Annotated in this window: 12 protein-coding genes; 6 read left to right on the top strand and 6 right to left on the bottom strand. The window is 66.3% G+C overall.

Going from position 1 to position 13,384, the window contains the following annotated elements; all coding sequences use genetic code 11:
* Nucleotides 1-44: 44 nt before the first annotated feature.
* Entirely contained in the window at nucleotides 45-932 is an 888-nt protein-coding gene (locus tag FHS47_RS09105) for a LysR family transcriptional regulator (RefSeq protein WP_208381882.1), read from the bottom strand.
* 110 nt (nucleotides 933-1,042) lie between these two features.
* On the opposite strand from FHS47_RS09105, the gene FHS47_RS09100 reads away from it, so the two are divergent.
* Together FHS47_RS09100 and FHS47_RS09095 are read left to right on the top strand one after the other, a co-directional pair.
* Entirely contained in the window at nucleotides 1,043-2,461 is a 1,419-nt protein-coding gene (locus FHS47_RS09100) for an aldehyde dehydrogenase family protein (protein ID WP_167025942.1), read from the top strand.
* A gap of 46 nt (nucleotides 2,462-2,507) precedes the next feature.
* Nucleotides 2,508-3,419 carry a peptidylprolyl isomerase gene (locus FHS47_RS09095; RefSeq protein WP_167025939.1) on the top strand — a complete coding sequence of 304 codons (912 nt, stop codon included), beginning with the start codon at nucleotides 2,508-2,510 and terminating at the stop codon, nucleotides 3,417-3,419.
* Nucleotides 3,420-3,531: 112 nt separating this feature from the next.
* Here FHS47_RS09095 and FHS47_RS09090 read toward each other — a convergent pair whose 3' ends face one another.
* From FHS47_RS09090 to FHS47_RS09075, 4 genes are all read right to left on the bottom strand, one after another.
* Complete coding sequence (locus FHS47_RS09090) at nucleotides 3,532-4,350, bottom strand: DUF3014 domain-containing protein (protein WP_167025936.1); 819 nt, start codon at nucleotides 4,348-4,350, stop codon at nucleotides 3,532-3,534.
* Nucleotides 4,351-4,479: 129 nt separating this feature from the next.
* Complete coding sequence (locus tag FHS47_RS09085) at nucleotides 4,480-5,247, bottom strand: hypothetical protein (protein WP_167025933.1); 768 nt, start codon at nucleotides 5,245-5,247, stop codon at nucleotides 4,480-4,482.
* A gap of 118 nt (nucleotides 5,248-5,365) precedes the next feature.
* Nucleotides 5,366-8,818 carry a methylmalonyl-CoA mutase family protein gene (locus FHS47_RS09080; protein ID WP_167025930.1) on the bottom strand — a complete coding sequence of 1,151 codons (3,453 nt, stop codon included), beginning with the start codon at nucleotides 8,816-8,818 and terminating at the stop codon, nucleotides 5,366-5,368.
* 232 nt (nucleotides 8,819-9,050) lie between these two features.
* Nucleotides 9,051-9,920 (bottom strand): alpha/beta fold hydrolase, encoded by an 870-nt coding sequence (locus FHS47_RS09075; protein ID WP_167025927.1) that lies wholly within the window; start codon nucleotides 9,918-9,920, stop codon nucleotides 9,051-9,053.
* A gap of 104 nt (nucleotides 9,921-10,024) precedes the next feature.
* Here FHS47_RS09075 and FHS47_RS09070 point away from each other — a divergent pair, with 104 nt between their 5' ends.
* On the top strand, nucleotides 10,025-10,363 hold the full coding sequence (locus tag FHS47_RS09070; RefSeq protein WP_167025924.1) for a YXWGXW repeat-containing protein: 339 nt from the start codon (nucleotides 10,025-10,027) through the stop codon (nucleotides 10,361-10,363).
* 189 nt (nucleotides 10,364-10,552) lie between these two features.
* Nucleotides 10,553-11,656, top strand: a complete 1,104-nt coding sequence (locus FHS47_RS09065; protein WP_167025921.1) for a Glu/Leu/Phe/Val dehydrogenase — start codon at nucleotides 10,553-10,555, stop codon at nucleotides 11,654-11,656.
* A 62-nt stretch (nucleotides 11,657-11,718) separates the two neighbouring features.
* On the opposite strand, the gene FHS47_RS19910 is transcribed toward FHS47_RS09065, so the two are convergent.
* Nucleotides 11,719-11,847, bottom strand: a complete 129-nt coding sequence (locus FHS47_RS19910; RefSeq protein ID WP_282097538.1) for a hypothetical protein — start codon at nucleotides 11,845-11,847, stop codon at nucleotides 11,719-11,721.
* A 444-nt stretch (nucleotides 11,848-12,291) separates the two neighbouring features.
* Here FHS47_RS19910 and FHS47_RS09060 point away from each other — a divergent pair, with 444 nt between their 5' ends.
* Nucleotides 12,292-12,561, top strand: a complete 270-nt coding sequence (locus tag FHS47_RS09060; RefSeq protein ID WP_167025918.1) for an acyl carrier protein — start codon at nucleotides 12,292-12,294, stop codon at nucleotides 12,559-12,561.
* Between the two features lie 8 nt (nucleotides 12,562-12,569).
* Nucleotides 12,570-13,358 (top strand): glycosyltransferase family 2 protein, encoded by a 789-nt coding sequence (locus FHS47_RS09055; protein ID WP_167025915.1) that lies wholly within the window; start codon nucleotides 12,570-12,572, stop codon nucleotides 13,356-13,358.
* Nucleotides 13,359-13,384 lie beyond the last annotated feature (26 nt).

The following is a 13,384-nucleotide window of genomic DNA, read 5'->3' as shown; positions in this document are numbered from 1 at the left end:
CCTGCCGAACCGCAAAAGGTTGCCATGACCCTTGGCCCATGCGCTCAGCCCAACTCCCTGATCAACTCCACCAGGGCCCGGAGCGGCGCGGGCACGTGCCGCCGTCCCGGGTAGTAGAGGCACAGTCGGTCGAACGGAGGGGTCCACTCCTCGAGCACGCGTTCGAGGCGGCCTGCCGCCAAGGCCTCGGTGGCCTGGAATTCGGCAACGTAGGCAAGCCCGAGTCCGGCCAGTGCCGCTTCCAGCATCAGGCGCGGCTCGTCCAGGGTGAGCGTGCCGCCCGTTTCGACCGCCAGCGTTTCACCGCGCCGTTCGAACTCCCAGCGATAGATGTGGCCGGCCGACATGCGTGCACGTACGCACACGTGGTGCACGAGGTCCGCCGGCGTGCGTGGCCGGCCATGCCGCGCGAAGTAGTCGGGCGTTCCCACCACGGCAAAGCGGATCGGCGGCCCGAACGGCACCGCCACCATGTCGCCCGGCACCGTGTCGGCGGTGCGAATGCCCGCGTCGAAACCGTCCCGCACGATGTCGATGAGGCGGTCGTCGGTCACCAGATCCAGGTGCACGGCCGGGTACTTCCGCAGAAACGGAACAAGGTAGGGCCACATGGCCAGGTGCGCCGCACCGGCCGAGGTATTGATCCGCAATGCGCCGGAGGGCGTTCCTGCCTCCTCGCTCGCCCGTTCCAGCGCGCCCTGGATATCGGCCACGGCGGGAGCCACCTCGCCGACGAAGCGCTCGCCGGCCGCCGTGAGCCGGACACTGCGCGTGGTGCGATGGAAGAGCCGCGTGCCGATGCGCGCTTCCAGGGCGGCCACGGCCTGGCTGAGCGCCGACGTGGACATCTCCAGGGACGCCGCGGCGGCCCGGAAGCTGCCTTGCCGGGCCACGGCCAGGACGGCTTCGAGTTCGGTGAGACCGGATCGCATTATCCGCTCCAGCTTAACGGCTTATTCCGATTTGTCCTTCTTATCAGATCAATGACCCGTCCGCATCTTGGAGAGCACCCGCGCCCTGGCGCGCCCACCGAGGACAGGTCATGCACACCATCGAGCACATCTACATCGACGGCGCGTTCGTCACCCCGCACGGCACCGAGCGCTTCGAGCTGTTCAATCCGGCCACCGAGGCGGTGATCGGCACGGTACGACTGGCCGATGCCGACGACGCGCGCCGCGCCATCGCTGCGGCGAAGCGCGCCTTCGATACCTTCAGGTATACAGACGTGGAGGAGCGGATCGCCCTTCTCCGGCGCATGCACGAGGCGGTACTGGCGCGCGAAGATGATCTGTTCGCCGCCATCCGCGAGGAGTACGGCGCACCCGTATCGCGCGGTCGCTGGATGGCGCGCCATGCCGCTACCGTTTTTACGGATGCCATCGACACGCTGCGCACCTTCGACTTCGAACGACGCATGGGCACGGCCACCGTCGTGATGCAGCCGGCCGGCGTTGCGGGCCTCATCACGCCATGGAACAGCAACGCTGGTTTCATCTGCGGCAAGCTCGCCGCAGCCATCGCCGCCGGCTGCACCGCCGTGATCAAGCCCAGCGAGATGAGTGCGTTGCAGACGAAGATCGTGACCGAAGCGCTGCATGAGGCGGCTGCACCCGCGGGCGTGTTCAACATCGTGACCGGACGTGGCGAGATCGTGGGCGCGGAAATGGTCGCCAGTCCCGACATCGCGAAGATCTCGTTCACCGGCTCGACGGCGGTCGGCAAGGGTATTCTGCGCAACGGCGCGGACACCCTGAAGCGCGTGACGCTGGAACTGGGCGGCAAGTCGCCGAGCATCGTGCTCGACGACGCCGATTTCGCCCAGGCCGTACCCCTGACCATCGCTGCGGGGTTCATGAACAGCGGACAGGCGTGCATCGCCGGCACGCGCATCCTGGTGCCACGCTCACGGAAGGCCGAATTCGAGGCCATGGCCAAAGCCGCCGTGGAAGCCGCGATCTCCGGCGACCCGGGCGATCCCGCGACCGAAGTGGGGCCCATGGTGAGCGCGAAGCAGTGGCAGCGCGTGCAGGGGTATATCCGCAAGGGAATTGACGAGGGCGCGCGCGTGCTTACGGGCGGCGAAGGGCGGCCGAACGGCCACGCGCATGGCTGGCTGGTCCGTCCGACACTGTTCACCGACGTGCGCAATGACATGACGATCGCCCGCGAGGAGATCTTCGGCCCCGTGCTCTCGATCATCGCCTACGACAACGAAGAGGAAGCGATCGCCATCGCGAACGACACGAACTACGGCCTCCAGGCCTATGTGTTCTCGAGCGACAAGGATAGGGCGCGCCGCGTCGCCGCGCGCATCGACGCCGGGCGCGTGCTGGTGAACACGCTGACGCACGAACCGAAGGCCCCGTTCGGCGGATTCAAGCAGTCCGGCATCGGTCGCGAGTACGGGCAGTTCGGCCTCGAGGCCTACCTGGAGCCCAAGGCCTACCTGGGCCTGTGATCGAACGTCTGCTAACGTCGGCGGGCCAACTCATCCGGGGGACCTCATGCTCGCACGTACCTGCCTCGCGCTCACTCTCGCCATCGCCCTGCCCGCCGTTGCTGAGGAGGCAAAGAAGACGCCCACGCCGAAGGAACTGGTGGCGAAGTCCACCCCGGCCGAATGGCGCACGCCCGACCTCCAGAACCTGGTGTACATGGATCTGCCGCAGGGACGCGTGATCATCGAACTGGCCCAGGACTGGTCGCCCCTGCACGCAGCGAACATCCGCACGATGATCCGCGAACACTACTTCGACGGTACGCAGATCATCCGCGTGCAGGACAACTTCGTCACCCAATGGGGCGATCCGGACGGCGACGACAAGAAGAAGGCCAAGAGCCTGGGCACCGCGAAGGAAACCCTCGCGCCGGAGTTCACGCGCAAGGGCGGCAAGCCGTATCCGTTCACGAAGCTGCCGGACGGCGACGTTTACGCGCCGGAAGTCGGGTTTTCCGATGGGTTCCCGGTGGCGCGCGACGGCAAGGGCGAGGCGTGGATCACGCACTGCTACGGCACCGTGGGCGTCGCGCGTGATACCGGCGCGGAAACCGGCAACGGCAGTTCGCTCTACGCCATCATCGGCCAGGCCCCGCGCAACCTCGACCGCAACCTCGCGGTGGCCGGCAAGGTCATCAAGGGCATGGAGATCCTGTCGGCCTACCCGCGCGGCGGCGAACCGATGGGCTTCTACGACAAGCCCGAACAGCGGGTGACGATCAAGAGCGTTCGCCTGGCGGCCGACGTGCCGGAAGCAGACCGCACGCCGATCCAGGTGCTGCGCACCGACAGCAAGACCTTCGCCGCGGTGGTCGAAGCCAAGCGCAACCGCCACGACGACTTCTACACCCGCCCCGCGGGGAAGATCGACCTGTGCAACATCAGCGTGCCGGTGCGCGATCCGTCAAAGAAGCCCTGAGCCGCTGGGAGTATCCATTGTGGGAGCCGGCTGTGCCGGCGATCCCGCGGCAGCGCGCCAGCTTGCTGCGAGCACCCATCGCCGCTGAAGCGGCTCCCACAGAAAGACCGGCTCAGCCCGCAGGCGCGTCGGCCAGGATGGCCTCGCGTAGCGTCTTGAGTTTCGCCTTCAACTTCGCCTCATTCTCAGGCCCCACGCGAATCATGAACTTCTGGCCCACGGACAGTTGCTCGTAGGTGGGATTGGCATAGACGTAGCCTTCCTTCGCCGGAATCAATTGCAGCGTACCCTTCGGTTCCGGCGCGGCAAGCAGGTGGTCGATCACCTCGATCAGGCGGTCGTTGAAATAGCCGCCGGTGCCGAGGTCGCGGTAGGCGTCCTGGAACAGCGGATAATTGCGCTTGTACCAGGCCGCGGCTGCCTTGGGATTCACCCGGTCGGCAACGTACATGTACGTGTCGTAGCGCGCGTAGTTCTTTTTCGCCTCGACGAACATGCCGTCGTCCGACTGCACCTGGAAACGCCCCGTGGGCGTGCGCAGCGGCACGATGTTCATGCCGATGGTCTGCTTCGGCAACGCGTCGATGGTCGAAACCATGCGCGAGACGATGGCCTGCGGTTTGAGCAGCGACTTCAGCGCGTCGTCGCTGGTGAGGGCGAGCAACCCGGCGAGCACGGCGTCGTCGCTCTGGTCCAGCGACGGCAAGGCCGCCGTGGAACCGCTGGCAGGCCCGATCGGGTGCTGCGGCAACGCTGCGTCGTGCACGGTACCGGCATGCGCCGGCTCGGAAGAACCCGCGACGGCAAACGGCGGCGCCTCAGCCTTCTCCCGCGCCATCTTCTCCCGATACACGAAGATGCCGACGACGACGGCAATCGCCACCACCAGCAAACCTGCAACCCATTTCGAACCCGACGACTGACTGCTCAATGTACCGCTCCCGCTGAAAACCAAGCATCCATGGGACTACGGATGGGCGGTCGAGTTCAAATCGAGCCGTGGGCAATCCATCGAAAACACCGCAAGTGCGGCGAAAATCGCGCCTGTGAGCGCCAGGAGCTACGGATCGCCCGCGAGTTCGCGCACGGCGTCCAATGGCACCAGACACGTGCGAGGCTTCTTCGAGAGGTCGATATGCAGGATGCCGTCGGGCATCGGCGCGTGATAATGCACCTCGCCGGCGACGCAAGGCACCGTCGTCGGTGTCACGCCGAACATGGCGCGCCATGTCCGCAGCGCCATCATGGCGGTCGTCGCGTAGCCGGGGTGCTGACCATCGGCGTGGGTCCAGGCAAGCTCAGGATAAGCCTGCATCAGTTTCCGGCGCGATTCGGCGATTTCGACATAACCTGCGCCGCTGGCGCTCGCGATGGCGCGTTCGCCGAATTCGAGCGCTTCGTTCGTTTCCCTGCTCGACTGCCACGTACCCAGATAGAACACGCGTGCCCCGGCTGCTCTGACCATGTGTGCCGCGTCCTTGGCGGACCGCATCGCGGAAAGCGCGGAAACGCCCTCCTGCCGGCACGCGGTCGGGCAGAAGGCGTCGCCTCCCCGCTCTTGCAGAATCACATCGGTGTAACCGCCCTCGGCAAGGGCCTTCGTCACCAGAGGATTTCGCATGGCATCCGCCAGCGAAGCTCCGGCACTGGCGATCATGTCGACGTCGAGGCGCGCCCCGTCCGGAGCAAGCGAAGCGAACGCGTTCGGCAGATCGTTGACGTAGGTGAGGCTGTTGCCGATGAACAGGACGCGGTGCGCGGGTTCGCTGGCCTGCGCCCCCGCCAATGCAAGCAGGGTGAGGACGGCCACGACGAAGCATCGGCGCATAGAGCGTTCCTGGAAGAGGCGTCACCATCCGGATTTCAGTTTGCGTAAGCGACGGCAGACGCGCGGGGGGAACTGAGGCGCTGGGCCCCTGCTTTCGCAGGGGCGACGGCCTGGGTTCTTACATGTTGCGGCGGTATTCCCCGCCCACGTCGTACAGCGCGTGGCTGATCTGGCCCAGCGAGTTGTGCTGCACGGCTTCCATCAGTTCCTCGAACACGTTGCGGCGGTCGCGGGCGGTCTTCTGGAGTTTTTTCAGGCTCTCGGGGGCGAGACCGTTGCGGGCCTTGCCGTAGAGACGCACGTTGTCGATCTGCTGGCCCTTCTCTTCTTCCGTGGAGCGGATGAGTTCAATCTCGGTGGCAATCTCGCCGCCGTGGTCCTTGGGCAGGAAGGTGTTCACGCCGATGAGCGGCAGGGAGCCGTCGTGCTTCTTGTGCTCGTAATACATCGACTCTTCCTGGATCTTGCCGCGCTGGTACATCGTGTCCATCGCGCCGAGCACGCCGCCGCGCTCGCTGATCGCCTCGAATTCCTTGTAGACGGCCTCTTCCACGAGGTCGGTGAGCTCGTCCACCACGAAGCTGCCCTGCCAGGGATTCTCGTTGAAGTTGAGGCCCAGCTCGCGGTTGATGATGAGCTGGATGGCCACGGCGCGGCGCACGCTTTCCTCGGTGGGCGTGGTGATCGCCTCGTCGTACGCGTTCGTGTGCAGGCTGTTGCAGTTGTCGAACAACGCATAGAGCGCCTGCAACGTGGTGCGGATGTCGTTGAACTGGATTTCCTGCGCATGCAGCGAGCGGCCCGACGTCTGGATGTGGTACTTCAGCATCTGGCTGCGCGGGCTGGCGCCGTAGCGTTCGCGCATGGCGCGGGCCCAGATGCGACGCGCCACGCGGCCGATCACGGTGTACTCCGGGTCCATGCCGTTGGAGAAGAAGAACGACAGGTTGGGCGCGAAGTCGTCGATCTTCATGCCGCGCGCCAGGTAGTACTCCACGATGGTGAAGCCGTTCGACAGCGTGAAGGCCAGCTGGCTGATCGGGTTCGCCCCGGCCTCGGCGATGTGGTAGCCGGAGATCGACACCGAATAGAAGTTGCGTACCTTGTGATCGACGAAGTACTGCTGGATGTCGCCCATCATGCGCAGGGCGAACTCCGTGCTGAAGATGCAGGTATTCTGCGCCTGGTCTTCCTTCAGGATGTCGGCCTGTACCGTGCCGCGCACGGTCGCCAGGGTATGCGCCTTGATGCGCGCATAGGTTTCCGCATCCACCACTTCCTCGCCGGAAACGCCGAGCAGGCCGAGACCCAGGCCGTCGTTGCCCTGAGGCAGTTCGCCGTTGTAGCGCGGGCGGTTGCCGTCCGGGTACAGCTCGGCGATGCGCGCATTGACGCGCTCCCAGCGGGACGCATCCTCGTTGAGGTACTTCTCGACGTTCTGGTCGATGGCCGTGTTCATGAACATGGCGAGGATGATCGGCGCCGGCCCGTTGATCGTCATCGACACGGAGGTGGTCGGCGCCGAAAGGTCGAAGCCGGAGTAGAGCTTCTTCATGTCGTCGAGCGTGGCGATGGACACGCCGGAATTGCCGATCTTGCCGTAGATGTCGGGACGGGGCGCCGGATCTTCGCCGTACAACGTCACCGAGTCGAACGCCGTGGACAGGCGCGCGGCCCCGCCGCCCAGCGACAGGTAGTGGAAACGGCGATTGGTGCGCTCGGGCGTGCCCTCGCCCGCGAACATGCGGGTCGGGTCCTCGCCGGCGCGGCGATAGGGGAACACGCCGCCGGTGTACGGATAGTGCCCCGGCAGGTTCTCGCGCATGAGGAAGGAAAGCAGGTCGCCCCAGTCCTTCGTCTTCGGCGGCGATACCTTCGGGATCTTCTGGTGGCTGAGCGATTCGCGGTAGTTCTCCACGCGGATCACCTTGTCGCGAACCTGGTATTCGTTGAACTCGGCGGTAACCGATTCGAAGCGGGCCGGCCACTCGCGCAGCAGGTGGATGGCCTCGCTGGAGAGCTCGCGCACGGCTTCGTTGTAGCGCTGGCGCAGCGTGATGAGCGAGCGGTCGCCATGCACCGTGAGCAGCGCGTGGTCGTAGAGATCGAATGCGCGCGGCAGCGATTCGTCGCCGATGTCCTTCAACGATTCGTAGTAATGCTGCGCCTTGCTCGCCGCCGCGGCCTGCGTCGCGATGGCGGTATTGACGCCGCGCCCCTGCTCCGCGATTTCCGCCAGGTAGCGCACGCGGCTGCCGGGGATGAGCACCGTGGCGCGAGGTTCGCGCAGGCTGGTGTCCACGTCCGGCGTCCAGGTGGCCGCGGGGAGCGAGAGCTTCTCGCGCAGCAGACGGCACAGGTTGTCGAACATCCAGGTAACGCCCGGATCGTTGAACTGGCTGGCGATGGTCGGATACACCGGCACCTTGTCGTCGGACAGCTGGAAGGCCGCGCGATTGCGCTTCCATTGCTTGCGCACGTCGCGCAGGGCGTCCTCGGCACCGCGCTTGTCGAACTTGTTGAGCACCACGAGTTCCGCGAAGTCGAGCATGTCGATCTTCTCGAGCTGGCTCGCGGCGCCGTACTCGCTGGTCATCACGTAGACGGGGAAGTCGACGAGGTCGACGATTTCCGAATCGCTCTGGCCGATGCCGGCGGTTTCGACGATCACCAGGTCGTAGGCCTGGGCCTTGAGGAAATCGATGCAGTCGTGCAACACCACCGATGTGGCGGCGTGCTGCCGGCGCGTCGCCATCGAACGCATGTACACGCGCGGGCTGCGCAGCGAGTTCATGCGGATGCGGTCGCCCAGCAGCGCACCGCCGCTGCGCCGGCGCGTCGGGTCCACCGCGAGCACCGCGATGCGCATCTGCGGGAACGCGTGCAGGAAACGCAGCAGCAGTTCGTCCACCACGGAGGACTTGCCCGCGCCGCCTGTGCCTGTGAGGCCGAGCACGGGCGTCTTGCCGCCGGCCAGCTTCCATGCCTTCCGCAGGCGGGCCAGTTCTTCGTCGCCCAGCCGGTCTTCCTCGATGGCCGAAAGCATGGCACCGATGGAGATCTCGTCTTCCACCGAGGCGGACGGCGGCGCGACTTCCACGCGCTGCTTCGCCGCGGCGCGGGTGCGCGTCATCACGTCCTCGATCATCTCGACGAGGCCGAGCTTCATGCCGTCGTTGGGATGGTAGATGCGTTCCACGCCATAGGCCTGGAGTTCCTTGATCTCTTCCGGCGTGATGGTGCCGCCGCCACCGCCGAACACGCGCACATGACCTGCCCCGCGCTCGCGCAGCATGTCCACCATGTACTTGAAATATTCCACGTGGCCGCCCTGGTACGACGACAGCGCGATGGCGTCCGCGTCTTCCTGCAACGCCGCGCGCACCACGTCTTCCACCGAGCGGTTGTGGCCCAGGTGGATCACCTCGGCCCCCTGGCTCTGGATGATCCGGCGCATGATGTTGATGGCCGCGTCATGGCCGTCGAAGAGGCTCGCCGCCGTCACGAAGCGCAGCGGCGTGGCTTCCGCGTCCGTGTTGCTGGCGGGAATGTGCTTGGGCTGCGAGCTCATGGAAACTCCGGGACTTTATCGACAGCAGTGGGGAACTCGGAATTCTACTGCGGCGTGCGTAGCGGCCCTTGCTGCGCTGCAGCGTACCTGTGGGAGCCGGCTTTGCCGGCGATCCCGCGGCAGCGGGCAAGCTTGCCGCAAGCATCCATCGCCGCTGAAGCGGCTCCCACACGGAGCAGCCACCCCATCCATGGAGAGCAGCTAGAAGGCGCCCACGCAGGGCGCATCTGCCTCACGGTGACGAGAGGAACTCCAGGGCCGCCTTTCTCACCGCCTCATCGTCCACCACGGCGCGGTGACCAAGACCGCTGGTTTCCATGAATGTCGCACCGGGCCAGAGGTTCATGTACATCGCGGCCTCTTCCACAGGCACCTCCGGATCGTCGCGATCGTGCACCACCAGCACCGGTTGGGTGCGCTTCGGGGCATGCCGGGCGATGTGCAGGTCGTCGATGAGCACACCGGTGCGCTCGGCCAGCGCGTCGTGCAGCTTAGGGCGCAGGCGCTCGCTCAGGCGCACGAATCGGGAGAAACGCCTCGTCGCCCCCTGCACGTCCGCCGCCGCGGCAATCAGCACCACGCGCTTCGTGGTCCAGCCATCGTCGAGCGCCAACGCCACCGCCGCGCCCCCCAGAGAGTGCGCCACCACGCCCTCCGGATCGCCGTAATGCCGGGCGACGGCGGCCACCGTGTTCGCGAAATCGGGCAGCGTGCACAGCGTGCCGCCGCTCCGGCCGTGCCCCGGCTGGTCGAAGGCGACTGCCGCCCAGCCGTTCGCAAGAACCTGCGGCACCCAGTTTTCCCAGCGCAGGCCCATGCTCGACCAGCCGTGCACGAAGAGGACATACGGCTGCGTCGTGGGGTCGCCCCACACGTAGGTGGCGATGGCGTGGCCGCCCATGTCGAGCGATACCTCCCTGGCCGAGGTGGAGGCGGCGGCATGCGCCGCGCGCTCCCGGCTGCTGGGCAGCGGCGTCTGGAACACGCGGGCGGCATGCGCCACCGTGCGACGCGGTGCCAGGCGGCTGCCCAGGCGGTAGGCGAGACGGATGCCGAGGAGAGTTGCGATGGTACGGACGCCGAAGCGGCGGGGCGGTTTCATCCTCGAAGCTGAACGCATACGGCGGAAGGTCGTCAACCCGCACGAACGAGCCCGCGTTCTGGCGCACGAATCCGCACCCGCGCGGAGTCCGAAGGAGAGCAACCATGAGCCTGACCCGTACCCTCGCTGCCGTGGCCGCCCTGGGCCTGGCCGCCGGCGCCGCGAGCTACACCCCGCCCGCCGCCGCGCGGGAATACGTCTCTGTCACCGTGGGCACCCGCCCGCCCCCGCCGCGCTTCGAGCGCGTGCCGCCGCCGCGCGTCGGTTACGTCTGGGCGCCGGGCTACTGGAACTGGTATGGCGGTCGTTACGTATGGGTGGGCGGCCACTGGTACGCCTCGCGCCCGGGCTACGTGTACCGCGCGCCGGCCTGGCACCCCTATGGCCGCGGCTGGCGGTTCGAGCGAGAGGTCTGGTACCGCGACCCCCACTGGCACCGGTAACGCTCTGTTGCGGCGCACCTACACAGGGGCCCGCAACGGTTTAAACTAGGCAGCTGACAAGACATATCGCCCCCGCCTCCCAGGTTGGGGCGATTTTTTTGGACGGTCACATTCCACCGGTGGTCCCCACCGCCGGTATCCACCTGAAGGGCGGCCTGGGGGCCGCTTGTAACTGGAGTAACGCGTTCGATGATTTTCGAAACCATCGCCAACACGGGCCACGAAGAAGTCGTCTTCTGCCATAACAAGGACGCGGGCCTGAAGGCCATCATCGCGATCCACAACACCGTGCTTGGCCCGTCGCTGGGCGGCCTGCGCATGTGGCCCTACAAGAGCGAGCAGGACGCCGTGAACGACGTGCTGCGCCTGTCGCGCGGCATGACCTACAAGAACGCGGTGGCCGGCCTGAACCTGGGCGGCGGCAAGGCCGTGATCATCGGCGACCCCTCCAAGGACAAGTCGGAAGCCCTGTTCCGCGCGTTCGGTCGCTTCGTGAACTCGCTCAACGGCCGCTACATCACGGCCGAAGACGTGGGCATCGACGTCAACGACATGGAATACGTGTTCCGTGAAACCGAATACGTCACCGGCGTGCACCAGGTGCACGGCGGCTCGGGCGACCCCTCCCCGTTCACCGCGTTCGGTACGTTGCAGGGCCTGATGGCCGCGCTGCAGCACAAGCACGGCAACGAGGATGTGGGCAAGTACAGCTATGCCGTGCAGGGCTGCGGCCACGTGGGCAGCGAATTCATCAAGCTGCTGCGCGAACAGGGCGCCAAGGTGTTCGTCACGGACATCAACAAGGATGCCGTGCAGCGCTGCGTCGACGAACTGGGCTGCGAAGCCGTGGGCCTGGACGAGATCTACGACGTCGACGCCGACGTGTACAGCCCGTGCGCCCTCGGCGGTACGGTCAACGAGCAGACCATCGACCGCATCAAGGCGAAGATCATCTGCGGCGCGGCCAACAACCAGTTGGCCACCGACGCCATCGGCGACGAACTGGCACGCCGCGGCGTGCTCTACGCCCCGGACTACGCCGTGAACGCCGGCGGCGTGATGAACGTGTCGCTCGAAATCGACGGCTACAACCGCGAACGTGCGATGCGCATGATGCGCACCATCTACTACAACGTCGGCCGTATCTTCGAGATCTCGGCGCGCGACAACATCCCGACCTACAAGGCGGCGGACCGCATGGCCGAAGAGCGCATCAGCGCCATCGGCAAGATCCGCCTGCCGCACATGGGCAATGGCGCGCCGCGTTTCCAGGGCCGCATGCGCGGCCAGTAATCGCGTCGAGCAAGTGCGACGGAAAAGCCGCCGGGCAACCGGCGGCTTTTCCGTTTCCGCCCTCAGCGAACGGCAGCGATCGACTGCGTGGCGACCGGCGCCGCCGTCGTGACCATCGCTCCGAACGTCAGCACGCAGGTCAGCACGGCGACGACGAAGAAGGTTTTCAGCATGGCGGTTTCGTACTTCATGGCGGCTCTCCTGGAACGATGATGGGAAGGGTCTCGAGAGGTATGTGGCAAGAGCCGTGCCAGATGCCGCACATGCCTTGAGAGCGCGCCGTAGCGCCGTTTCGAGGAGGCCGGTCGCTAGCGCGAACCTGTCCGCGGACGCCGTCTTCGCACCGGCCGGACAGTGTCCGGGCCGCCGGTCCGGACCTCGATGCGCCCGGCGCCCTGCCCCCACGATGGCCGGCGACCCATTGTTCTCAACCGTGATCTGCTACAATTTCGGTACCCGGGGAATCTTGTAAGGCTTTGCCTACACGATGCTTTTGGGCCAGGGGATACCGTCCGAGGGGGCGGCAACAACCAGAGCATTCCGATCACTTTCGTCGCCTCGGTGGTGGCGCGTGCTGCCATTGTCCTTCGGGAAGTGGCCACGGCCGTCCGGGGATGAATTGGACTTACCGAGCTATGAGCGCGATCCCAGCCGAAACCTTCACCTCCGACGACGTTCTCGCCCGCTTGCGGTCCGTCCTCCATGAAACCTTCGAGATCGATCCCACGAAGGTCACGCCGGAAGCCAACCTGTTCACCGACCTGGAACTGGACAGCATCGACGCGATCGACCTCGCCATCCAGGTGCAGGACATGACCGGCACCCGGATCAAGCCTGAAGACTTCAAGAGCGTGCGTACGGTCGGCGATGTGGTCGCCACCGTGCAGACACTGCTCGCCCGCTGAGCGGACCGGTGGCGGGCAGGCCGGAGCCGCGCGACGCGGCGGGATCGTTCGCGCCCTGCGCGGTCATACCCGTGTACAACCACGGCCGCACCGTCGGCGCCACGGCGAACGCACTCGCCGGTTACGGTCTGCCGGTGTTCCTCGTGGACGACGGCTCGAACGCCGAAACCCGCGAAGCACTCGACCGCCTCGTGGCCGGGCGCGACGACCTGCGCCTGATCCGCCTTCCGGCCAACGGCGGCAAGGGCAAGGCGCTCACCGCCGGCTTTCTCGCCGCGCACGCCGCCGGCTACAGCCACGTGCTGCAGATCGACGCCGACGGACAGCACGACACGCAGGACGTGCCGCGCTTCCTGGAGGCGGGCCGGGCGGCGCCTGAAGCCATGGTCTGCGGCCGCCCGGTGTACGACGACTCCGTGCCGCGTGCGCGACTCTATGGGCGGTACCTCACCCACGCCTTCGTATGGCTGGAAACCCTGTCCTTCGACATCGACGACTCGATGTGCGGTTACCGGCTCTACCCGCTGGAAGAAACCCGGGCGGAGATCGCACGCAAGCCCCTGCCCTCGCGCATGGATTTCGACACGGAGATCGCGGTGCGGCTCTTCTGGCGCGGCGTACAGGTGCGCAACCTGCCCACGCGCGTCATCTATCCGGAAGACGGTCTTTCGCACTTCCGCATGTGGCGGGACAACCTGCGCGTCACCGCCATGCATACGCGGCTCGTGTTCGGCATGTTGCCGCGCGCGCCACGCCTTATCCTTCGCAAGTTCGCGCGGCAGGAAGCACACGCATGATCATCCAACTCGCCCCAGGGGAGCAC

Origin of the sequence: Luteibacter sp. SG786, from assembly GCF_011759605.1 — a bacterium.
Taxonomy (GTDB): Bacteria; Pseudomonadota; Gammaproteobacteria; order Xanthomonadales; family Rhodanobacteraceae; genus Luteibacter.
The sequence above is the reverse complement of the archived record's forward strand: the minus strand, read 5'-3'. Positions and strand labels throughout refer to the sequence as shown.